Origin of the sequence: Entomomonas moraniae (genome assembly GCF_003991975.1) — a bacterium.
Lineage (GTDB): Bacteria > Pseudomonadota > Gammaproteobacteria > Pseudomonadales > Pseudomonadaceae > Entomomonas > Entomomonas moraniae.
Map to the genome: position 1 here is coordinate 1,850,237 of NZ_CP029822.1, position 24,440 is coordinate 1,874,676.

Here is a 24,440-nt window from a genome sequence, read left to right on the forward strand (position 1 = left end):
TTTTCAGTTATTTTTCAATACTACAACCATCACATAAAAAACTATAACATATTGTTTTAATTTGACTATTTTAAAATATCTCAACATATATTAAAGATAAATATGAAAACAATACTCGCTGTATTCTCTACTTTTTTTGTTAACAGCATGCAGCACGACTTCAGAGGGAACACTCTGTAAAGCCACTGCAAATGCTCTTAGCTTAGGTGAGCATGAGTTCACTATCTCTAATAAACAAGACTCAGCTACAGATATTAAATACGATGCCACCACTAAAGCAGGTAAACGTTATCAATGTACCTTTAGTGCATTAGAAACAGCACTCAATAGGTCAGACTGACTGTAAGCCAAAATAGCGAAGTACAAAAAACCCTCTTAATAGAGGGTTTTTTATAGACAAATAACGCTTACAATAACATTGAACGAATATCACCCAAAATGTCAGCAAGACGTTTTGTAAAACGTGCACCTGCCGCACCATTGATGACACGGTGATCATAAGATAATGATAACGGTAACATCAAACGAGGCTGGAATGCTTTACCATCCCAAACAGGTTGCATTGAGGCTTTGTTAACCCCTAAAATAGCTACTTCAGGCGCATTAACAATCGGTGTAAAGCCAGTACCACCAATATGCCCAAGGCTAGAAATAGTAAAGCAAGCCCCCTGCATTTCATCAGGTTTTAACTTTTTGTCGCGTGCTTTAGCTGCAAGCTCTGATGCTTCTTTAGCTAAGTCAAATAGACTCTTTTTATCCGCATCACGAATAACAGGCACTAACAACCCATCAGGCGTATCTACAGCAAAGCCAATATGTACATATTTTTTGCGAATAACTGCTTTACCACTTGGTGCAAGAGAGCTATTAAAGTCAGGCATTTCTAATAACAGATGTGCACACGCTTTAATTAAGAAAGGTAATAAAGTTAGCTTAACCCCTTTCTTCTCACCCAATGCTTTTTGAGCCACACGGAACTCTTCAAGATCAGTAATATCAGACTGATCAAACTGTGTCACATGAGGTAAGTTCACCCAACTGCGGTGTAAATTTACTGCTGCAATTTGCATTAAACGTGTTAATGGTACTTCTTCAACAGCACCAAAACGGCTAAAGTCAACCTCTGGGATTGGTGGAATACCCGAGCCACCAGAAGCAGCTGCTTTAGGTTTCTGCAACTCTTGCTTAACAAAGTTTTGTACGTCTTCTTTAAGGATACGTCCACGTGGGCCTGTCGCTTTTACTAATCCAAGATCAACACCAAAATCACGTGCTATCATACGTACAGCAGGACCAGCATGCACCTTAGCATTACTACCGGCTGTCGCAGCAGTTGGAGTACTGTCTACAACCTGTGCTTTTGCTGGTGCTGATGGGGCAGCAGATGGCGTTGATTGAGCAGCTTGTTTAGTAGGTGCAGGCACTGAGGCCACACTTCCTATCACTTCTAACTCAAGCATTGGGTCGCCATCTTTTAACGAATCACCCATTTTAAATAAAAGCTTTTTAACAATACCTGCTTTAGGCGTAGGTACTTCCATACTTGCTTTAGCTGATTCCAGCGTTACAATACTTTGGTCAGCCTCAACACGATCACCTACATTCACAAGAATTTCGATCACTTGACCTTCGCCACCAATGTTTGGCACATTGATTTGCTCTACTCCGCCTCTAACTTCAGGAGCAGGGGCTTGTGAACCATCTTGATCAACAACAGCCACATCTGAGAAAGTGATAGGTGCAGCTTCTACAGCGGCTGAATCACCATCAACCTCAAGCTCAAGCATTGGATCACCATCTTTTAATGAGTCACCCATCTTAAAGAGTAGCTTTTTGATCACACCTGCTTTTGGCGTAGGTACTTCCATACTGGCCTTAGCTGACTCAAGTGTTACAATGCTTTGATCAGCCTCAACGCGTTGTCCTACTCTTACGAGTATTTCGATCACTTGACCTTCACCGCCAATGTTAGGAACATTTATTTGTTCAACACTAGGAGTACCGGCAGAGGTTTGAGCAGCAGCTTTAGGCGCTGACTTAGCTTCTGCTTTAGGGGCCTCCTTAGCAGGTGCTGGAGCTTCTTTTGGTGCAGCAGTAGCACCTTCAGCTTCTAGCTCAATCATAGGATCACCTTCTTTTAAGGTATCCCCCATTTTAAAGAGTATCTTTTTAACAGTCCCTGCTTTTGAGCAGGGTACTTCCATACTGGCTTTAGCTGATTCAAGCGTTACGATACTTTGGTCAGCTTCAATACGATCGCCAACCTTAACAAGTATCTCAATAACTTCACCTTCACCACCAATATTGGGGACGTGAATAGTTTCACTCATTTCTTTATTCTCCTATTCCGCAACTACTAGCAGTCAAGTGGATTTGTTTTGTCTGGATCAATACCAAATTTCTTAATGGCATCAGCCACAACACTTGGTTTAATCTCTCCACGTTCCACTAACGCTTCTAAAGCAGAGACAACGATCCAATGACGGTCTACTTCGAAGAAGTTACGTAAGTTAGCACGGCTATCACTGCGACCAAAACCATCCGTTCCTAACACTTTGTATTGATCATTAGGAACCCATTGGCGTATTTGATCAGCCAATAACTTGATGTAGTCTGTTGAAGCAATAACAGGACCTTGTGTCTTTTCTAAGCACTCTGTCACATAAGCCTTTCTTGGTTTAGCTGTTGGATGTAAACGATTCCAACGCTCAACATCTAAACCATCACGGCGTAGTTCATTAAAGCTTGGAACACTCCACACATCAGCAGCCACTTTGTAATCTTTGCGTAAGATTTCAGCCGCGGCATTCACTTCTCTTAAGATAGAACCTGAACCCATTAATTGCACACGTTGTTTAGATTTTGACTTATCTGACTCTAATAAGTACATACCTTTAATAATGGCTTCATCAATACCCTTAGTTTTTGGCAATGAAGGTTGTTGATAATTCTCATTAAGTACAGTGATGTAATAATATAGGCTCTTGCCCTCTTCCATCATTTCTTTAATACCATGACGAATAATCACAGCAAGCTCATAAGCATAGGTAGGATCATAACTACGACAGTTAGGAATAGTACCCGCTAAAATATGGCTATGACCATCTTCATGCTGTAAACCTTCACCATTTAACGTTGTACGACCAGACGTACCACCGATTAAGAAACCATGCGCACGGCTATCACCTGCCGCCCAAGCAAGGTCACCAATACGTTGGAAACCAAACATAGAGTAGAACACATAGAAAGGAAGCATAGGCTGGTTATGGGTACTGTATGATGTACCAGCAGCAATCCAAGAAGACATTGCACCCGCTTCGTTAATACCTTCTTCAAGTATTTGACCTTTTTTGTCTTCACGGTAGAACATCACTTGGTCTTTATCTACTGGCTCATAAAGCTGACCAACAGAAGAATAAATACCTAGTTGACGGAACATACCTTCCATACCAAAGGTACGCGCTTCATCAGGTACGATAGGAACAATACGGCTACCAAGGTCTTTATCTTTCACTAAATGCGCTAAAATACGCACAAATGACATGGTGGTTGAAATTTCACGGTCACCTGAACCATCTAAAATCGCTTTTAATGTATCAAGTGATGGCGTAGGAATGCTAAAGCTCTTCGTACGACGACTAGGTACATAACCACCCAACTCAGCACGACGTGCGCGAATATATTTGATTTCAGGGCTTGTTTCTTCTGGACGGAAGAATGGAATATTCGGTAAATCTTTATCAGGAACAGGTACATCAAACTTGTCACGGAAGTTTTGAATCACCGCATCCGTCAACTTCTTATCATTATGGGCTGTATTTTGACCCGCAGTACCTAAGATACCGTAACCTTTAATAGTTTTTGCTAAGATAACACTAGGCTGACCTGTATGATTTACAGCTTGATGATAAGCAGCATAAACTTTAAACGGATCATGACCACCACGGTTTAATGCCCAAATCTCATCATCTGTCATATCCTTAACCATCTCTGATAACTCAGGATATGCACCGAAGAAGTGTTTACGTACAAACGCACCATCTTTAGATTTGTAGTTTTGGTAATCACCGTCCACTACTTCTTCCATACGGCGTTGCAATAAACCATCTTTATCTTTTGCAAATAGTGGATCCCATAGACGTCCCCAAATAACTTTGTTAACGTTCCAGTTAGCACCACGGAAGACACCTTCAAGTTCTTGAATAATTTTGCCATTACCACGTACAGGGCCATCTAAACGCTGTAAGTTACAGTTAATAACAAAAATCAAATTATCTAGTTTTTCACGACCCGCTAATGAAATAGCACCTAAAGTTTCTGGTTCATCAGTTTCACCGTCACCAATAAAGCACCAAACTTTTTGTTGGCCTGGCGTAATGAAACCACGGTGCTCTAAATATTTCATAAAACGAGCTTGGTAAATGGCTTGGATAGGACCTAATCCCATAGAAACCGTTGGGAACTGCCAAAAGTCTGGCATAAGCCATGGATGTGGATAGGAAGAAAGACCTTTGCCACCCACTTCTTGACGGAAATTATTTAATTGCTCTTCAGAAATACGGCCTTCTAAGAAAGCACGCGCATAAATACCTGGAGCAGTATGTCCTTGGAAGAATACAAGATCGCCACCGTGTTCTTCATTAGGCCCTTTAAAAAAGTAGTTAAACCCTACATCATAGAGCGTTGCACTGGAAGCAAAGCTACCGATATGTCCGCCCAAATCTGGGTCCTTACGGTTAGCACGTACCACCATTGCCATCGCGTTCCAACGAACCAATGAGCGAATACGGCGTTCCATAAACATATCACCTGGCATAACAGGTTCTTCTGAAACAGGGATTGTATTGCAATAGGGGGTATTGATTGCGTAAGGTAGTTTTACACCATTGCGCGCTGCCCAAACACCCATTTCGCCCATGATATACTGAGCGCGATCTTCGCCCTCATTTTTAACTACTGACTCTAGGGAATCAACCCATTCTTTTGTTTCTATGGGATCAAGATCTTGCATAGCTTGCTCCAGTCTCTATAAGTAAAGCTTCTTTTAAAAGCCGTGAAATCGGCAACCTTTTTGTGAGTTGCTTATAGTTAATTGTCATTTAATAAATTCTTGTTATTTGACTTATTTTACAGACCTTAGTGTTATCTGAAAAAATCGTCATTTAAGCGTATATATTATACTATATCCTTAATAACTTCCTATTCCCTAAATCGTAAATTATCTTTATTTCTCTTCAGATCACCTCATTTTTTGTATAACGATGTTTCACCAGCGGGTCTAGTTTTAAACCGGCGATGAGCCCATAAATATTGATCAAGCTGTTCTTTCACACATTGCTCAACCCATTGATTAATTCGTAAACAATCTTTTTCTTCAGATTCACTGGGAAAGTCATCAAGTGGTGGATAGATGACTAGGTGGTAACCACTGCCATCTTCTAGCGGTTTTTGTACAAAAGGGATCACTTTTGCCTTACCCAAACGGGCAAACTTACTGGTTGCTGTGACAGTAGCTGCAGAGATACCAAACAAAGGCACAAAAATACTTTGTTTTGCGCCATAATCTTGATCGGGGGCATACCAAATAGTTCCCCCTGAACGCATGACTTTTAGCATTGTTTTAATATCATCGCGCTCAATGGCTTCTCCTTCTAAATTATAAGTTTCTCGCCCTGCACGTTGTATATAATCAAAAAAAGCATTTTTATGCTGACGGTACATACCATTCATTGGATACATGGTACTTAACAACGCGGCACCAATTTCTAATGTTGTAAAATGCAATGACATAAGCAGTACACCTTGGCCTGCTTCATGCGCTTTTTTCAAGTGTTCTAAACCATCCACTTTCTTAGCAAGTTTGGCAAATTTCTTTTTAGGCCACCACCAACTAATGGCCATCTCAAAAAAAGCAATCCCCATTGCAGCAAAATTTCTTTTCACAATGAGGATACATTCTTGCTCCGTCAATTCAGGGAAACAAAGCTCAAGATTACGTAACGCAATCTTGCGGCGACTCTTGGCAAAATAATAAAGGAAGCGGCCTATTGCCGCTCCTAATTTTTTTAACCATTTAAAGGGTAATTGAATCAATAACCATAATACTCCTATTGCTAGCCATAATGACCAGTAACGAGGCTGAAAAAAACTCTTTTTAAAAACTGCTCTAGCCATTAATACCCTTTCTTAAAATCAACTTGCCCAATCAGTGGTTCTTGCTTTTCAAAATGTGTTAAGTTATGACGGAATAAATCAAAAATCAAGGAGGGAATCCCCATTGCTGCCGAATGCCCCGTTAATACAATATTAGGTACTTTCCAGAAAGGATGATCTGTTGGTAACGGTTCTGTTCTAAACACATCTAAGACAGCTAATGCAGGTTTATTATTAGCTAAAGCTGCAATTAAATCATCATCTACAATAGAAACACCACGCCCAGCATTAATAAATACAGCACCTTGTTTCATTTTACTGAATATATTCGCATTATAGATATTATGTGTATCAGGAGTATCAGGTAATAAGTTAATCACATAATCAGCGTCAGCCACATAAGTTGCTAAATCTGATTGCACCCCTACTTTATCAAATGGTTCAATTGCTCTTGCTTTATGAGCAATACCCAATAGATGCACGCCAAATGGTTTAAGAAACTTAGCAACACCTGTACCTATCGTACCAGCACCTACAATTAGAACTGTTTTATCATGTAGTGTAGCGGGCTCACCACGTAACCATTGCTGTTTATTCTGTGCTTCATAATGGGCAATGACAGTACGCTCATGAGCTAGCATATACGTTAACACATACTCTGCCATTAATTGATCAAATACCCCTACAGCACGACTTAGCTGATAATCTTTAGGCAAATCATTGGCTAATAAGGGCGTAATACCTGCTAAAATAGATTGAATCCACCGAGGAGATCTAACCCCTTGTTTAAGCAAATCAGCACAAAGATTTGCTGCTCCAAGCCAAATATCACACTCAGAGGCTTTATCTTTAATAGCTGCAACATTATCTCCTGCGAATACCTCACAGTTAGGATAGTATTTTTTCGCTAGTTCAACATAAGCGGGATAATGGTAGTCGATAATCAATAATTTATTCATACGGGATCATTAAACCTCAATAGTTCATCAGGTAAACTCATAAGCTCCTCCTCATCAGGAGGTGGAGGCATTTGTAGATGATAGCCCTGCTGTTCTATACTAGCTAATACCTGAGCAACATCTTCTCGAGCAAGTTTACGCTGAGCAGTTAATAATAAGTCAAAAACAGGCACTGGAGACCCAAAAATACTTAATAACTCTTCTGGAACACGATCCAGCCCTTCCTTCTTGTCAACATACAAATACATTTCATTTTTGCGAGGACTTTTAAAAATAGAACAAATCCGCTTTTCTATACTTGTCATTATAAACTCAATTTAGCTGATTGTTTGTACTAGAATATTAGATAATATGTGTTTACGCCAGCCTTGTAAACTATCAGAAAACTGTTCACATTGCTGCCCTGCGTCAGCAGCAATTAAAGGCTCAATAATTTTTTTGCGCCACAACAGCTCCGGACAAATACCCAAAACCTCTGCTTGTTCGAAAACTTTTTGTTTAAGTTGCTTGGCAAATTGGCTACTGTTCATAGAAACAGCTTTTTGTAATTGTTCAGGCCATGTTTCTGGAGGACTTTTGGCCGCTTTATCTATAACCGATAATAACTTTTCACCCTCTTTACGTAAAACACTAGGGTGTAACTCAGGTGTTTTGGCCAAAGAAACGATTGTTGCCGGCATATATTTCGCCATCATAAATAAACTATTATCTTTCAGTAAACGACCACGCGCTAGATTTCTGGCGATTGCCTCTTCTTCACGCCAAGCATAAAGTGCACGCAATACAGCTAACTGCTGTCTGGATAACCGCCACGCTTGCCTTGAGCTCTTATAGAGGTTCTGATAATCCGATTGCTCTGCATAGTGCTTTGCTAAAGAAAGTGTATCCTCAAACAACCACGCTTGCTTTTGCTTTGAGAGGTGAGTATCAAAATAATGATAAAGCTCAATAAGATACATCACGTCAGCAGCGGCGTATTGCTCCTGCTCGTGACTTAAAGGACGTCTCAACCAGTCAGAACGTTTTTCTTCTTTGCTCACTTCTTTATGTAATAATTGTTGAATTAAAGATGAATAGCCTAGCGTAATGCCCATATTTAGAAAAGCTGCCGCAATTTGCGTATCAAATACAGGTTCAGTAATCACACCTGTTAGTTGGTAAAGTAACTCTAAATCTTCTGAACAGGCGTGCAACACCTTAACCACCTGTTTACTCTGTAGAAGTATAGCAAGTGGAAGCCAATCTGTAATCGTCAAAGGGTCGATTAAATAGGGGGCTTTGCCGTCACTTAGCTGAATAAGCCCTGCAATAGGATAAAAAGTTGTTTCTCTAAAAAATTCAGTATCCAATGTAATAAAAGGTAACTGCTGCCACTGTTGGCAGTAATCATGCAAGGTTTCATTGTCACGAATCCACACTACATTAAATAACACTGAATTCTCCTCAGTACTTAATAATCACAATAATAGACTAGTATACGGATGAAAAGCATTATTCTACAATACTCACTTTTAGATTATTGCTAGTGTTTAATAAATAAGTTTGCTTATATGAGAATTCGTATGCCTCTTCCCAAATTAGATAGTACAGGACAGTTTTTTGAACAATGGTGGAGTACCCAGGGTGAATGGGTTGAACAGCCAAACCAACGCCGTGGGGGCGAAAGTGGTGTTTTGCGCACGACAACCGAAGACGGAAAAGTCATTTATATTAAACGCCAAGAAAATCATATCTATCGCGATATTTTCCACCCTTTTGGACAAGCCACAATCATCAGAGAATACAAAGCATACTGCGCCCTTACTAAAGCACAGGTTAATGTACCTAAACTTATTTATTGTGGTGTACAAAATAAAAAAGCTATTTTAGTCACCGAAGCACTGGATGGATTTATTGATCTTGACAGTTGGATGGAACAAAACCAAGGACAACCTTTTTATGCAGAAACCTTAAACAAGATACTCACAGAAACAGCGACCATGCTAGCAAAACTGCACTTAAATAAATTACAACATGGCAGTTTATATGGTAAACATCTTTTCGTAAAAGCAGAAACAAATGAACAGCCACTTGTAGAGGTTGCCTTACTAGATCTCGAAAAGATTAAGAAAAGAAATACTGCAAAAGAAGCTGCTTTGCACGACATACCCAAAATTAAGCGCCATTCATTACTGAACTCAGAACAATGGCACTTTTTTGTCAATGCTTATGAGCAAGCCTTTGGTAGCAAGCTACCTAAACTTCATCAGTGAGCATTTACCAAACCATCAATCATTACATGGGGCTTACCTTGCGAACAATGTTCTACACGCCCCTTCACACCATAAACTTCCGCTAACACCTCTGGAGTAATGACCTGATCAGGAATACCACTGGTAATTAAATGACCATTTTTTAGCATTAAAACATAATCTGTATGCTGCAACGCAATGTTAATATCATGCAACACAATCACTGTAATAATATTGCGCTCTCGAGTTTCTTGCTTAATCATCTCCATCACATGAAATTGATGATTAAGATCTAATGCACTTAGTGGCTCATCCAATAATAAAATTTTCGGTTTTCTTATTAATGCTTGAGCAAGCCCAACCAACTGCTTTTGTCCACCCGAAAGTTGATCAAGGTAACACATCCCTAAATTTTCGATGCCTAATTTTCGTAATAGCTCCATTGCTTCATCAATCACCTCTTCAGTCGATTGATTGTCTGAAGCTTTTCTAGCCACAAGCATCGACTCAAAAGCTCGTAAATGAACACTAGCAGGTAAACTTTGTGGTAAATAAACCACTTGTTTAGCACGCTCAGAAAAATGAGCAGCTAACAGATCTTTACCCTCAAACATCACCTTACCAACAGAGGGCGTCAGTCCTGCCATGGCCTTTAATAAGGTTGACTTACCACTGCCATTAGGCCCCAAAAGTGTAGTAACTTTCCCTTCAGCAATATGCTCAACGGTTAGATTATCAATAACTTTTCGTCGACCGTAGGAAACACTTAAGGTATCAATTAATAAATCGCTCATCAATTTCCTCTTGCTGTGGTACGGAAAATAATCGCTAAAAAGAAAGGAATGCCAATAAGCGAAGTAATAATCCCTACAGGAATTAACACACCGGGAATAATACTTTTAGACACCACAGATGCTAATGAAAGAATCAATGCTCCTGATAAAGCACTGGCAGGCAAATAAAACCGATGATCTTCGCCAAATAACATTCTAGCAATATGAGGCCCTACTAAACCAATGAATCCAATTGTTCCCACGAAGGCAACTGCTAATCCTGCCAACACACTGATTCTAAATAAACTAGCTAAACGTAGCCGTTTTATATTAATACCAAAACTGGCTGCTCTATCCTCACCTAGTCGCAAGGCTGTCAATTTCCAAGCAGAGTTCATTGAAAAAGGAAATGCTATAAATAATACAATGGCTAATAAACTTATATTTTGCCAATCAGCACGTGACATACTACCCATTGTCCAGAAAACCAATGCTTGTAATGCCTCAGCCGTCGCCACATACTGTAATAGAGCAACTAATGCACTAAAAGTAAAGCCGATAGCAATACCAAATAAAACGATGACGCTGGTATTTGCTTGCCGCCAACGCGCTAAAAGATCCAACAACATGGTTGCCAGTAAAGCAAAAACAAAGGCATTCCCCGCAACTAGCCACTTAGAATCAACACCAGGTATCCCAACATTAAGGATAAGCCCTAGTGCTGCTCCAAAGGCAGCAGCTTGTGAAACACCTAATGTAAAAGGGCTGGCTAGCGGATTATTAAGTACCGTTTGCATTTCTGCACCCGCCAAACCTAATGAAGCCCCCACTAAAACAGCTATTAATGCTTGAGGTAAACGAATATCCCAAATAATAATTCTATGGGTAACAGAAGCAGAACTTGGGTCGAAGATAATCCGAACTAAGTCAGTAAGACCCAATCCCGAGGAACCAATAGATAAATCAACTAATAATGAAATAAGAATGGCTAGCAGTAACATCGCTAGCCAAAATACTCGCTTTACAATAATTTTCTTATAATGATCAGCTATAGAGGATTTCTCGACAGTCATACCATCAATCATTTAGCATCCTTAAGATCTACCCAATAGGTACCTTCAATATTGACGGGTAAAAACTCTTGTAGCTCATTAAAGGTTTCTTGAACATCAACATCACTAAATAATTCTGGGTAGAACCATTTAGCAAAAGCTTCTATCGCAATAATATTATAAGGAGAGTTATAAAAATTATGCCAAATACCGTGAGTATTGCCATCTTTCACCGCGGTGAGAGCATTAACCCCTGTACGATTTGCTAAACGTTTCAGGCTTTGCGCAGCCGCTTCTTTATTAACACCTAACCCCTCTCTTAATCCAACCTTAACATCGTTTGAACCTGTACCACTCAAAATATACACTTTAGGGTCAACACTCAGCACATGTTCTAAACTAATCTCACCTATAACCGCGGGTAAAATATCAGCAGCTATATTATGCCCTCCCGCCGCCTCAATAAACTCACCTAAGTTACCATTACCCGCTGTGTGACAACAGGTAGGCGACTTAATTTCAGGTAACATCTCAATAAATACTGAAGGTCTTTGATCTGCGGGAATCTTAGCGACGCGTTCTTGTATACGGTTTAAGTGTTTTTCATAAAAGGCAATGTACTTATTTGCTATTTCTTCACGATGTAATACCTTACCTAAAATCTTCATGCTAGGAATTGTATTTTTCATAGGGTGTTGGCGAAAATCGATAAACACGACAGGCACACCTGCTTTTTGTAGTTTTTCAACAAGCGGGTTAGTGACTCCTGGCCCATGCCCAGCGATACCAAAAATAGCAATATCAGGATTAAGCGACATCACTGTTTCAGGGTTAACACTGGCCTCTGAGGTTTGCCCAATTAAAGGGATATCTTTTATCTGAGGGAATTTCTTTAAATACGCATTATAACCATTCACATCCGTTGTTTTTAATTCGCCTTGCCAACCAACAACACGTTTAACAGGATTTTCTTTATCTAAAAGAGCTAAACTATACAACATCCGCCCTTCACCTAAGATTATTCTTTCTACTTTTTCAGGTATTTCAACTGTTTTCCCTGTAATATCAGTAACGGTCTCGGCCTGCACCGTCCATGAGAACATCAATGCAAGTGCAGAAGCAGCGCAGACTTTAGGCAATTTAAACATTATAAAACTCCTATTAAATGAACGGAGTTATTATATGATAATAATTATCAAATGAGAATGCATTTTATTATCTTAAATATCGACAATCTCATAAACTAATAAAAACTACAATGGAATAAAATGACCTACTAAATAAGTGACTATCATCGTCAGCATCCCTACGATTACATTCCTCATAACAGCCTTCTGCTTGGGTGCGCCGCCCAAATAGGCACTAACATACCCAGTTAAAGCCAAGGCCAATAAAACAATAAAAAAAGTCACAACCACTCTTATAGGAATAGGCAATAATGTAATCGCTAGTAGAGGTAAAATAGCGCCACAAGTAAATGAAAACATTGAAGATAACGCAGCACTCCATGGATTAACATACTCATCTAACGTAATATTAAATTCAGCTTCCGTATGTGCGGCCAAAGCATCTTTATCCATTAACTCTTTAGCCACCTCTTTAGCCAAACGGGGAGACACGCCTTTTTTCTCATAAATATCGGCTAGCTCTTGCAACTCACCTTCATAATCTGTTTCTATCTCATCGGCTTCTTTTCTTACAGCAGCCTCTTCTGTATCACGCTGAGTACTGACTGACGTATACTCACCACCCGCCATAGAGAGTGCGCCAGCAACTAATCCAGCTAATCCAGCGACAAAAACAGTCATTGTATCGTGAGCGGCGCTGGCAACACCAATCACCAAACCGGCTATAGAAACAATACCATCATTAGCACCTAAAACTCCTGCTCGTAATACATTCAATCTATTTGTGATATCTTTATTTTCTTTAGTAACTACAGGCTGATTCATTTTACTACTCAATAGATAAATTATTAAATAATTGCCGACTCATTAATGGCTTACCTTGCAGATGAACAGCTAATACCTGCCGCATCAAACGTTTAGCCGATGCTAATACACTTGCCGAAGCCCAACTTAACTCATTCATCGCCAATAAGTCTCGGCCATAAAAAGCGCCTGATTGTAGTTGCATTATTTTTTGCAGACCATTTTCAGGGTTATACATGTAAAAATCATCGGCTTGCACAGGTTCTCCATCAACTGTTTCAACCAATGAAAAAACACCACCTAACTCATGCAATAATTGCCACTCAAAACCACGTAGCAAAGGTTCAATAAACGTTTCTGATGATAACTGTTGTAGTGTTTTTTGATAGTAAATAAACAATTGTGGACAAGCATCTTCAAGGGGAAGTAACTTAATGAGTAACTCATTCAAATAAAAACCGCTGAATAAATTTTTACCTTGCAACAATAAAGGATGATGAGTAGCCTCAATCGATTTAACAGTTTTTAACTCACCTTTACCTACCAAACTAATAGACAATGGCATAAAGGGCCGAGCAATCGATCCTGCACTTGTACGCGCTTTTCTCAAAACAGCACGGAAACGCCCCTCAGCTGTAAAGAAATCAACTAACGCACTTTGTTCTCGATATGGCTTACTGTGTAATACAAAAGCTTGCAAATCAAAATTATTCATTTAACAGTATACTACAACACCTTTATCTCTAACATACGATAATAGTCTCACATCTTGGATATAAGACTTTGGCAACTAAATGCTATTTAGATATAATGATAAAAAGCATTTATTATTTAAAAGATTATATACCATGGCCACGAATTATTATAAGATTTTACAGGTATCCACTACTGTATCAAAGGAAGAAATAGAAAACGCTTATCGTCAACTCATAGGGAAATGGCAACATCTTCGTGCGCAACAAACGCCTGAAATGAAAGCACGCTCTGATAAACTCATTGCGATGATAGAAGAAGCCTATCACATCCTCTCTGTTGAAAAAACACGTGCTATTTATGACCGTCAACTTCAACAAACAGAAGATACTAACTCACCCACAATTACGCCAAAAGAGCTTCCAAAAGAAACACCACCACCTACAAAAAAAAGCCCTATTCGTCTATTTGCCGCTTTAGCCGTTCTTTTGGTGATAGCAATCATCATTTACGTATTATTCATCCCCAATGGCCTATTTGAACAAGCTAACACGACAGTATTAGAGTCAACACCTGTACCAACGCCAAAACAACAGACTGCCGCCGCCCCACGAGGGAAACCTTTAAAAGAAGAAGAACCAACACCGCCCTTAAAAGATCAAACTACTCCCCCTCAAGTTAAAGAATCTACAGAGGAAACATCACAACAAATACAAAATAACATAGTTTTTAAAGAGCCCAAGGATAAGGAGGGTAAGGACATAATTCCCACAACAGCATCTGACACAACAGTAGTGGATACTAATCAGTTAAAAAATGCTAATGATCCGACCTTAAAAGAAACAGCTAAACGCTTAGCAGAACTGACCAACAACCATAAAAAGGTTGTAATTAATTTTAATACTCAATTTGTTGAGGCTAAAGCTTCAAACCAAAATGTCACACTAAATTTTATGGTGATTGATGGTATTAGCAACTCACGAACTATTTTGGATAGTTACCTCACTGAACGTTTTTTCTATGATAATCAAATCTGTGATGTTCAAAAAGACAATATAGCAAAAGGCATTTTATTCACATTCGCTTATTACAATACGCAAAAAGAGCTTATTGGAAAATATTATATAGATAAACAAGTCTGCGATTCACCCATGGAAAAACGATTGATTAAGACACCCACTAAGTATCAGTTAGACTCCATTGAAATAGGAGAAGATGGCAAACCTATTGCTGAGGATGAAACTAACTAAGCGCCCGATCTAATCCACTAGAAAGGCCTGCTATATTTAATAACATATCAGCAAGGCCTTCCCAACAATCACCACTGGCTTGCCCTTTTATTTGTGCATCAACTTGCTGTGCTTTAATTAACAGCTTACCCCATTGATTAGCGGTATATCGACTGACGGCTTGTTGAAATAATGCTTGGCGTTTTGACCAAATTGGCGGACGTACTTGGCCAAATGCCTTTTGTAGAGGAATACCTTGATCTGTTAACTGTGCTAATGTCATTAAAGCACGCAACTCTTTAGTTAATGTCCACAAAATCAATGTCTCAGCGGCCCCTTCTGATTTAAGACCCTGTAACATTCTTAAACTATGAGCAGCATCACCCTGTAAAGCAACATCAACTAAACCAAAGATATCAAACCGTGCGCTATCTACCACCATTGCTTGGATATGATCAAGATTAACAACTGTTTCATTGGTCTCCATTAGCAGCTTTAATTTTTCAATCTCTTGAGCAGCCGCTAATAAATTCCCTTCCACCCGTAGCGTAAATAACTCTAAGGCATCAGGCATGATAGACAATCCTAACAAAGCCAAACGCTGTTTAATCCACTGAGGTAGTTGCGCTACCTCTACAGGCCAAATTTGTATAAATTGACAAAGTGAACTTTCTAATAACGTTTTGACCCATTTAGTTTTTACATCAAGTTTAGGAGCACTGATAATTAACAACGTATCTTCAGGGGGATTTTGTAAATAATCCAGAAATGCTTGTCCTTTATCTGACAAACTTGCACTTTTTAAGCGAAATTCGAATATACGTTTCTCAGCAAATAAAGACATACTAGCCGCTTGGTCATATAACACTGACCAATCAAAATTAGCTTCCACATTAAATAGCTGCCGCTCAGAATAACCTGATGCTCTGGCAGCTTTTCGTATACAGTCTTCTGCTTCCATCGACAATAAGACTTCATCGCCCGTTACAATATACAATGGACTTAAGTGAGCCGTTAAATGTTGAGAAAGTTGGTTTAAATTTAACTTCATAACAATATGAAAGAGCCTGTTATTAACAGGCTCTTTTGGTTAGCGTTTACTGACTGTTTAACTGTTCAATTTCATCGAGTGGAATGCTTTGTAAAAGTAATTTACGGCGCTCTTCCGCTGCTTTTTGACGCTGCTGCTTAGCCTCATCTTGTAAGCGTTTTTGCTCTTGTGCTTTTTGCTGTAACTCTTCTAATTTCGCAGGAGAGATACTTTGTAAACGATAAATCAACAACGTAATCGCATTTCCTCTTAACTCTTGATCTAAGCGATTTTTTTGTAACTCATCTGCTACAATATTATTAATATCGCTAACATATTGCCCACGAGCCTCAACAGTATCTTCGACTAACAATAAATTATTCACACCGTAAATACGGTATTTTAATGTCAGTATTTGCTCAATATCGGTTCCACGAATAGAACTTGAAAAAGCTAATGTTCTACTATTAATCGACGACGTGATAACAAGTTTATACATTGCTGTATCATAAATTTTAACACCATGATCAGCGAGTCGCTCACGTAGCTCTTTAACAAGCGGACCATAGCGATCCCCTGCTGAAACAGCTAATTCTTTTATCTCTATTTTATCTTCACTAGTACCGCGTAAATGGAAACCACAGCCACTTAAAAGTGAAGCAATAATAAAAAAACCTACTAAACGCTTCATAAAATATGAAACTCCGCAATTAATTTCTATCATTAGTTAGCCACTATATTTACAAGCTTACCCGGCACAACAATTACTTTACGTACAGTGACTGACTCTATAAATTTTTGCACCGTTGGGTGCTCAAGTGCTGACTTCTCAAGCTCCTCTTTTGTTGCATTGGCAGATACTTGCATATCGCCACGCAACTTACCATTGACTTGAATAACGATAGTCAATACATCCTGTACTAAAGCAGTCTCATCCACAACAGGCCAATTGGCATCAATTACTGATTTATCATGCCCTAAAGCTTGCCATAACACATGACAGATATGAGGTGTAATTGGTGCTAAAATCAAGATGACCGTTTCAAGCCCCTCTTGTAATAAAGCACGATCAACCGCCGTAGTGACAGATGCTTTCTCCAAAACATTCATTAACGTCATCACAGCAGCAATGGCTGTATTGAATTTATGATTTTGGCCTATATCTTGTGTCGCCTGTTTAATCGCTAAGTGAATCGCACGTCGTATAGCTTTTTGATCATCCGTTAACTGCTTTATATCAGCCTTCGCAGGAATTCCCATCGAGGTATGCTGATAAGCCAAACGCCAAACACGGCGCAAGAAACGGCTAGCCCCCTCAACACCTGTATCAGACCACTCTAAACTTAAATCAGGAGGTGAAGCAAACATCGTAAATAGTCTACTCGTATCAGCACCATACTGCTCAATCATCGCTTGAGGGTCAACACCATTATTCAGTGATTTAGACATTTTTAACATGCCGCCAATCACCACAGGTAAACCATCTGATGCTAACTTAGCAGAAACTACACGCCCCTTACTATCTTTCTCAACCATCACATCTGTTGGGTTAAAATAGGTTTTAGAACCATTATCATGTTCACGATAATAAGTTTCAGCGACAACCATTCCCTGAGTTAACAAATTAACAACAGGCTCATCTGAATTTACTAACCCCTCATCACGCATTAATTTATGGAAAAAACGCGTATACAACAAATGTAAAATTGCATGCTCAATACCACCAATATACTGATCAACAGGTAACCAATAATCAGATGCTTTTTTATCGACCATACCCCCTGTGAAATGAGGTGATGCATAACGAGCAATATACCAAGAACTTTCCACGAAAGTGTCCATAGTGTCCGTTTCACGACGTGCTGGTTTACCACATTTAGGACAGGTTGTTTCATAAAATTCTGGCATTTTAGCTAAAGGGCTTCCAGAACCATCAGGGACTACATCTTCAGGAAGAACAACAGGAAGCTGATCCTCTGGCACAGCCACATCACCACAGCAATCACAGTGAATTACAGGAATAGGACACCCCCAATAACGTTGGCGACTAATCCCCCAATCCCTCAAACGGTATTGTATTTTAGATTTTCCTAATGCTTTAGCTTCTAAATCTTTACCAATGGCAGCGAATGCTTGTTCAAAATCTAAGCCATCGTATTTACCTGAATTAATTAATAAGCCATGCTCACCATAAGCGTCTTGCCATGGTTCAGCTACTGTATCACCAACACTCGTACGAACAACCGCCTTAATCGGTAGACTATACTTTTTAGCAAAGGCATAGTCACGTTCGTCATGTGCAGGTACAGCCATCACAGCACCTTCACCATAAGTCATTAACACATAGTTAGCAACCCATACACTAAGCTTATCGCCTGTTAGTGGGTGTTGCACGTAAAGTCCTGTTGCCATCCCTTCTTTTTCTTGGGTAGCTAAATCTGCTTCAGAAACACCACCTTTTTTGCACTTTTCTATAAAGGCTTGTAACGTAGGGTTATTCTTTGCTGCTTGCGTAGCCAATGGGTGTTCAGCAGCTACCGCCACATAAGTTGCACCCATTAATGTATCTGGGCGTGTTGTAAATACTTTTAGTTGCCCTGCATAACCAATGCTTTGCTCATCGTAAGGGAAACTTACTTCCATCCCTTTAGATTTACCAATCCAATTGCGTTGCATGGTCTTTACTTGTTCAGGCCAACCAGATAATTTATCTAAATCATCTAACAGCTCTTGTGCATAGGCTGTAATGCGGAAGTAGTACATAGGAATTTCGCGCTTCTCAACCAATGCACCTGAACGCCAGCCTCGGCCGTCAATTACTTGCTCATTAGCTAAAACCGTTTGATCGACAGGGTCCCAATTCACGGTACCATTTTTACGATAAATAACACCTTTTTCAAATAAGCGAGTAAATAACCATTGTTCCCAACGATAATAATCAGGTTTACACGTAGTAATTTCGCGCGTCCAATCAACCGCCAATCCTAAGCTTTTTAATTGCTTCTTCATATAGGCGATGTTTTCATACGTCCATTTAGCAGGTGCTACTTTATTTTTCATGGCTGCGTTTTCAGCAGGCATTCCAAAAGCATCCCATCCCATAGGTTGTAGAACATTTTTACCCAGCATACGCTGATAGCGACTGATCACGTCCCCTATTGTATAATTACGGACATGCCCCATATGCAACTTACCACTAGGATATGGAAACATGGAGAGACAATAATATTTCTCTTTATCGGCTTGTTCAGTTACAACAAAAGACTGATTATTGTCCCAATATTCTTGGGCAGTTGCTTCAACTTCTTGAGGTAAATATTGTTCGTTTATCATGGTTTTAACTGATTTCAATAAGTTCACTATAATAAAATGTCTAGCATACAACAGTTAGACAGAGATAAAAAGATAAAGACGCTAATCTCTATAAAAAACCTTTCATGGGTTATTATTTGCTATGCTTTAATTGGTTGATTTCACTAATAACACGCTCTATAGTTCGTGCTAAAAACGCTTCTGTATCATTATCAATCACCTTACCTTCCACGATTTTTTTGCCTATATGGCTTAAAGCAGCCTCTTTTATAGGAAGCAAATGACAAAGCATAGAAGCAAAGGTTTCACGCAATTGGTATTGCGCACGAACACCGCCTAACTCTCCCATTGATTGTGTCACAAAAAACACAGGTTTATGCAATAAACAACTCTCAAAAGCAGGACGCGATAGCCAGTCGAGCGTATTTTTTAAAACACCGGGAATACCATGATTAAACTCTGGACTGACGACAACAACACCATCACAAAGCGAGACTAATGAGCGGGCATCAGTCACCGACTTAGGCAAAACATCAAGCTCTAAATCACCATTATAATGAGGGAGACTACCAATATCTAATAGCTCTATAACAGCTTGTGGCTTAGCCTTCTCGATGAGTGTTTGTAAAATAGCACTAGAATACGAGGCTTTTCGTAAGCTACCTGAGATTCCAACTAAACGCATAATATCACCTTAAATAATCTAATAATTAAATAAGGGAGCATTTAGCTCCCTTATTCTTATCATTTATAGAGGCTTGCCTCTATTACCGTGCTGACTTACAAAACTTTGTACTTGGCTTAAATCATTTGCCAACACTGTACAACGTTCTTCCCGTTTGAATAAATCTACTAGATGAGCAGGTAATTCAATATTTTTAGCGATACCTGCTTTCTCTACCGCTTCTGGGAACTTGACAGGATGGGCTGTACCTAATGTCACCATCGGTAAAGCGAGGCTACGACGGCACATTCTTGCTGCACGCATCCCAATAGCCGTATGAGGGTCAAGTATCTCACCAGATTGTTTAAACACTTGAGTAATCGTTTCACAGGTTTCAGCATCAGAGACCGCTAATGAGTCAAACAGCTTACGCGTTTCTGTCCAACGGTCATCTTCAACAGATAATTTGCCTGTTTTCTTGAAATTATCCATTAACTCAGCGACTAATTGACCGTTTCTACCATGCAAATCAAATAGTAAACGTTCAAAGTTGGAAGAAACCATAATGTCCATTGAAGGTGATAAAGAGGGATGTAACTGATCTTTATCATAATGATTACCTGACATGAAGCGATGTAAGATATCATTACGGTTTGTTGCCACAATCAACTGATTGATAGGTAAGCCCATATTACGTGCTAAATAGCCCGCAAAAATATCACCAAAGTTACCCGTTGGCACCGAAAACGCCACCGAACGTAATGGCGAACCTAATTGTAAAGCCGCATAAAAATAGTAAACGATTTGCGCCATAATACGCGCCCAATTGATGGAATTTACTGCAACAAGGCGTGTTCCTTTCAAAAAGGCTTGATCTGCAAAACTGGCTTTAACCATTTCTTGGCAATCATCAAAATTACCTTCAATGGCAATATTATGAATATTGTCACCTAAAATAGTCGTCATTTGGCGGCGTTGCACTTCAGACACACGATTATGGGGATGCAGAATAAAAATATCGACATTATCACAACGGCGACAGCCTTCAATCGCGGCTGAGCCGGTATCGCCAGAAGTAGCACCCATAATTACAACGCGCTCATTACGCTTAGCGAGTACATAATCAAGCAAACGGCCTAATAATTGTAATGCGAAGTCTTTAAAGGCCAAGGTTGGGCCATGAAATAACTCTAGTACCCACTCATTACCGGCTAACTGACGTAAAGGAGCAACTGATTGATGAGCAAATACACCGTAGGTCTCTTCAAGAATCTTTTTAAAGTCTGCGTCAGGGATACAGCCATCTACAAAAGGACGCATTACTTTAAAGGCTAATTCATGGTAAGCCAAACCTGACCAACTGCTAATTTCTTCAACAGTAAAGCGAGGTAAACTTTCAGGTACATAAAGGCCACCATCTGAAGCGAGACCAGCCAATAAAACATCTTCAAAATTGAGTGCGGGAGCTTTTCCGCGAGTACTTATATAGCGCATAGTGACTACACTTTTATTAATTTAATTGTTCAACACGGATACGAACCACTTTACCTTCCACTCCCTCAAGAGCTTCAAGTGCAGTAATCGCATCATTCATTTTTGCTTCGCTTACTTTATGCGTTAATAAAATCATAGGAATCTTACCATCCATATGTTCTAATTCTTTCTGCATAATTGATTCAATATTAATCTCACGTTCCGATAAAATCGTAGCGACTTGTGCTAAAACGCCTGGTGAATCCTCTGCTTGAATTCTTAAATAATAAGCTGTTTCACACTGATCTATCGGTAGTACCGCCACATCAGACAACGAGGAAGGTTGGAAAGCTAAATGAGGCACACGATTCTCAGGATCAGAAGTCATCACACGCACCACATCAACAATATCAGCTACAACCGCTGAAGCTGTCGCCTCCATCCCCGCGCCAGCACCATAATACAACGTAGAACCTACGGCATCACCATTCACCATCACCGCGTTCATTACGCCATTTACATTGGCTAATAATCTTTCAGCAGGAATAAGTGTTGGGTGAACGCGTAATTCAATACCTTGTGGAGTACGTTTCGCAACACCAAGGTGTTTAATACGATATCCTAACGCATCTGCATACAGCACATCTTCAGAAGTTAATTTAGTAATACCTTCGGTATAGGCTTTCTCAAACTGTAGTGGGATACCAAATGCAATCGAGGCCAATATAGTGAGTTTATGGGCGGCGTCAATCCCTTCTATATCAAAAGTAGGATCAGCTTCAGCATAGCCTAATGCTTGAGCTTCTTTTAATACATCGGCAAAAGCTCGGCCTTTTTCACGCATTTCAGTTAAAATAAAGTTTCCTGTACCATTGATGATACCTGCAACCCAATTAATACGGTTACCTGATAGCCCCTCACGAATAGTTTTAATAACAGGAATACCACCCGCGACAGATGCTTCAAAAGCGACAATAACTCCCTTTTCTTCAGCTTTTGTAAAAATCTCATTACCATGTACAGCAATCAGTGCCTTATTAGCCGTGACCACATGCTTGCCATTTTCAATGGCCTTAAGTACTAAGTCGCGTGCTAAGGTATAACCACCAATCAGCTCTACCACAATATCTATATCAGGATTATTAACCACTTCAAAGACATCATCTGTAATAAGCGTTGACCCTGTTTGGCATAAAGGGTTGATAGAACGGGCCGCAATCTGTGCCACCTCAATTTCTCTACCAGCACGACGCGCTATTTCTTGTGCATTACGTTGCAACACATTGAAAGTACCACCACCCACAGTACCTAAACCGCATATACCCACTTTAACTGGATTCAAGCTAATACTCCCACTTACCTAACTAGTTTAAAGCATAACCTTAATAGTGTTATACCCTGTTAATCGTTCTAAATTATACTATTTTTTCGTATCTTGTTGATTGGCTATATTCTGGCCTGTTTGGGCAACACGTACATTATTATAACTATTAACAATAATATAAACGCGATCTCCCACACGTATAATCTGGTTAGGGTCTACTTCTTGTACAATAGAGATTAAACGGCCTTCTTCACCATCTTGCTTAATCACCATTTCCACGCCATCAGTGCGTGTAAAACCCTCTTCTGTCACTGAACCGATGAGTCCTACTGCAACAGCGCCGATCACTGCACCAACCACAGCACCTGCTGCATCACCATTGGTCGCACTATAACCACCTGCAGCACCACCAGCTAAACCAGCCACAGCTCCAGAACTTGCTCCAACCCCACTTCTTGATCCTTCAATACGAACAGGTCTTAAATTTAGAATTGTCCCCAATGTTACGTTTTGAATATTACGAACTTCGTCTCGACCATAAGTTTTACTATCTAGCTTAGGCATACACCCAACAATAGCTAAAACACTTAGCGCAATCCCCAATAATTGGAGTTTCCGTTTAATACTCATATAACACCCAATTGAGTAACTTTAAAAGCTTATATTATGCCATAGATATTGCAAGAGTATAAACCAAAAGATAAATCACAAATATTTTCTTATTTTAAGCACCCATCATTTCTGAGACTCTAACTTAAAAACTAGTGCCCCTTAGTAATCAACTCTACACACCAATGATCTGACGCATATAAAAGGAGCTGCTTAGGTGTTAAATTTTGTTGTTCAACGCTTACAGGTTGCCCTAACTGCTCTAATAAATGGATTAATAGCTTTACCCTTTCGCGTTCAGACAGTGCTAATAATGCGGCTAAGGAACTACTATTATCCTGATTATTTAATATGGTTGGCACATGTAAATAAGTAGGTGAGACAACCCCCAATAATTCTTGCATGTACAACTGTTTTACTACAGTAGACAACTGTTCGACTGGCCTTATGATTTGTGTGGCCCCACATCGAACAATCGCCAAAACCATAGCTAAATCAGGATCTATGACACCATGTTTATCCCTAATGACAAAGTCACCGATCTCTTTGCTTATATTTTGTTTAAAAACACCCTGCAAACGGTCTGTAAACTGATAAATTAGATCAGGTGTACGCAAGCGTATTGTTGCATCTTGTGTAGACATTAAAGCATCTCGACAAGAACCAGAATAAACTTGTGTTTCTTTCAGTTGATCTTCTGAACAATGACAAGCATAGGCTAAGCCTTGATTTAACCATTGATTAACAACTGCATCATCATTGATTGGGTAAATCGTTTTTTCAAAAATATCATTATCCCAATCAAACCCATATGCTTCTAAAACCGACAACCACTGCTCAGTCTGCTTTTTTAATAGAGGAAAATCGTTATCAGAAAAACCTATTAGCCATTTCCCTTTAGCTGAACGTATTTCTAGATAAGAAACTAATGCAATTGCCAATGCCCTTAAATGCATTCCCCCATCATAGACGGGGGAAAAATAACCGACACAGGGCTTAGACATAAC

Annotated in this window: 22 protein-coding genes; 3 read left to right on the top strand and 19 right to left on the bottom strand. The window is 39.5% G+C overall.

Going from position 1 to position 24,440, the window contains the following annotated elements; translation table 11 throughout:
* Positions 1-136 precede the first annotated feature (136 nt).
* Complete coding sequence (locus DM558_RS08835; protein ID WP_127163561.1) at positions 137-340, top strand: hypothetical protein; 204 nt, start codon at positions 137-139, stop codon at positions 338-340.
* A gap of 67 nt (positions 341-407) precedes the next feature.
* Here DM558_RS08835 and aceF read toward each other — a convergent pair whose 3' ends face one another.
* From aceF to rnd, 6 genes are all read right to left on the bottom strand, one after another.
* Positions 408-2,330 carry a dihydrolipoyllysine-residue acetyltransferase gene (aceF, locus tag DM558_RS08840; protein WP_127163563.1) on the bottom strand — a complete coding sequence of 641 codons (1,923 nt, stop codon included), beginning with the start codon at positions 2,328-2,330 and terminating at the stop codon, positions 408-410.
* Positions 2,331-2,356: 26 nt separating this feature from the next.
* A complete protein-coding gene (gene aceE / locus DM558_RS08845; protein WP_127163565.1) occupies positions 2,357-5,011 on the bottom strand; it encodes a pyruvate dehydrogenase (acetyl-transferring), homodimeric type in 2,655 nt (884 codons plus the stop codon).
* A 233-nt stretch (positions 5,012-5,244) separates the two neighbouring features.
* Positions 5,245-6,174 (bottom strand): lipid A biosynthesis lauroyl acyltransferase, encoded by a 930-nt coding sequence (locus tag DM558_RS08850; protein ID WP_127163567.1) that lies wholly within the window; start codon positions 6,172-6,174, stop codon positions 5,245-5,247.
* Positions 6,174-7,112: a D-2-hydroxyacid dehydrogenase gene (locus DM558_RS08855; protein ID WP_127163569.1), complete on the bottom strand. Its 939-nt coding sequence runs from the start codon at positions 7,110-7,112 to the stop codon at positions 6,174-6,176. The genes DM558_RS08850 and DM558_RS08855 overlap by 1 nt, the downstream gene beginning before the upstream one ends.
* Positions 7,109-7,417 carry a YcgL domain-containing protein gene (locus tag DM558_RS08860; protein WP_127163571.1) on the bottom strand — a complete coding sequence of 103 codons (309 nt, stop codon included), beginning with the start codon at positions 7,415-7,417 and terminating at the stop codon, positions 7,109-7,111. The genes DM558_RS08855 and DM558_RS08860 overlap by 4 nt, the downstream gene beginning before the upstream one ends.
* Positions 7,418-7,429: 12 nt before the next feature.
* Complete coding sequence (gene rnd / locus DM558_RS08865) at positions 7,430-8,545, bottom strand: ribonuclease D (protein ID WP_127163573.1); 1,116 nt, start codon at positions 8,543-8,545, stop codon at positions 7,430-7,432.
* 129 nt (positions 8,546-8,674) lie between these two features.
* On the opposite strand from rnd, the gene DM558_RS08870 reads away from it, so the two are divergent.
* On the top strand, positions 8,675-9,364 hold the full coding sequence (locus DM558_RS08870) for a lipopolysaccharide kinase InaA family protein (RefSeq protein ID WP_164731429.1): 690 nt from the start codon (positions 8,675-8,677) through the stop codon (positions 9,362-9,364).
* Here DM558_RS08870 and DM558_RS08875 read toward each other — a convergent pair.
* The 5 genes from DM558_RS08875 to recO form a co-directional block, all read right to left on the bottom strand.
* Positions 9,358-10,137 (bottom strand): ABC transporter ATP-binding protein, encoded by a 780-nt coding sequence (locus tag DM558_RS08875; protein WP_127163577.1) that lies wholly within the window; start codon positions 10,135-10,137, stop codon positions 9,358-9,360. The two genes, DM558_RS08870 and DM558_RS08875, sit on opposite strands and share 7 nt — an antisense overlap.
* The gene (locus tag DM558_RS08880; protein WP_127163579.1) at positions 10,137-11,201 is read right to left on the bottom strand and encodes a FecCD family ABC transporter permease; all 1,065 of its coding nucleotides are present in this window, start codon (positions 11,199-11,201) and stop codon (positions 10,137-10,139) included. Before DM558_RS08880 ends, DM558_RS08875 begins: the two co-directional genes overlap by 1 nt.
* Positions 11,198-12,316: an ABC transporter substrate-binding protein gene (locus DM558_RS08885; protein ID WP_228411722.1), complete on the bottom strand. Its 1,119-nt coding sequence runs from the start codon at positions 12,314-12,316 to the stop codon at positions 11,198-11,200. The genes DM558_RS08880 and DM558_RS08885 overlap by 4 nt, the downstream gene beginning before the upstream one ends.
* A gap of 105 nt (positions 12,317-12,421) precedes the next feature.
* Positions 12,422-13,120, bottom strand: a complete 699-nt coding sequence (locus DM558_RS08890; protein WP_127163581.1) for a VIT1/CCC1 transporter family protein — start codon at positions 13,118-13,120, stop codon at positions 12,422-12,424.
* Between the two features lie 4 nt (positions 13,121-13,124).
* The gene (recO, locus tag DM558_RS08895) at positions 13,125-13,814 is read right to left on the bottom strand and encodes a DNA repair protein RecO (protein ID WP_127163583.1); all 690 of its coding nucleotides are present in this window, start codon (positions 13,812-13,814) and stop codon (positions 13,125-13,127) included.
* A 133-nt stretch (positions 13,815-13,947) separates the two neighbouring features.
* Here recO and DM558_RS08900 point away from each other — a divergent pair, with 133 nt between their 5' ends.
* Positions 13,948-15,042, top strand: a complete 1,095-nt coding sequence (locus DM558_RS08900; protein ID WP_164731430.1) for a J domain-containing protein — start codon at positions 13,948-13,950, stop codon at positions 15,040-15,042.
* Here DM558_RS08900 and holA read toward each other — a convergent pair.
* From holA to DM558_RS08940, 8 genes are all read right to left on the bottom strand, one after another.
* Positions 15,035-16,072 carry a DNA polymerase III subunit delta gene (gene holA, locus DM558_RS08905; protein WP_127163587.1) on the bottom strand — a complete coding sequence of 346 codons (1,038 nt, stop codon included), beginning with the start codon at positions 16,070-16,072 and terminating at the stop codon, positions 15,035-15,037. The two genes, DM558_RS08900 and holA, sit on opposite strands and share 8 nt — an antisense overlap.
* A gap of 46 nt (positions 16,073-16,118) precedes the next feature.
* Positions 16,119-16,742 carry a hypothetical protein gene (locus DM558_RS08910; RefSeq protein ID WP_164731431.1) on the bottom strand — a complete coding sequence of 208 codons (624 nt, stop codon included), beginning with the start codon at positions 16,740-16,742 and terminating at the stop codon, positions 16,119-16,121.
* A 32-nt stretch (positions 16,743-16,774) separates the two neighbouring features.
* Positions 16,775-19,381, bottom strand: coding sequence for a leucine--tRNA ligase (gene leuS, locus DM558_RS08915; protein ID WP_127164856.1), 2,607 nt, complete (start codon positions 19,379-19,381; stop codon positions 16,775-16,777).
* 115 nt (positions 19,382-19,496) lie between these two features.
* The gene (locus DM558_RS08920; protein WP_127163591.1) at positions 19,497-20,048 is read right to left on the bottom strand and encodes an NADPH-dependent FMN reductase; all 552 of its coding nucleotides are present in this window, start codon (positions 20,046-20,048) and stop codon (positions 19,497-19,499) included.
* Positions 20,049-20,111: 63 nt separating this feature from the next.
* Positions 20,112-21,521, bottom strand: a complete 1,410-nt coding sequence (gene thrC, locus DM558_RS08925; protein WP_127163593.1) for a threonine synthase — start codon at positions 21,519-21,521, stop codon at positions 20,112-20,114.
* Between the two features lie 16 nt (positions 21,522-21,537).
* On the bottom strand, positions 21,538-22,842 hold the full coding sequence (locus DM558_RS08930) for a homoserine dehydrogenase (RefSeq protein WP_109702043.1): 1,305 nt from the start codon (positions 22,840-22,842) through the stop codon (positions 21,538-21,540).
* 78 nt (positions 22,843-22,920) lie between these two features.
* Positions 22,921-23,454, bottom strand: coding sequence for an outer membrane lipoprotein (locus DM558_RS08935; RefSeq protein WP_228411723.1), 534 nt, complete (start codon positions 23,452-23,454; stop codon positions 22,921-22,923).
* 131 nt (positions 23,455-23,585) lie between these two features.
* Complete coding sequence (locus DM558_RS08940; RefSeq protein ID WP_127163594.1) at positions 23,586-24,437, bottom strand: glutamate--tRNA ligase family protein; 852 nt, start codon at positions 24,435-24,437, stop codon at positions 23,586-23,588.
* Positions 24,438-24,440 lie beyond the last annotated feature (3 nt).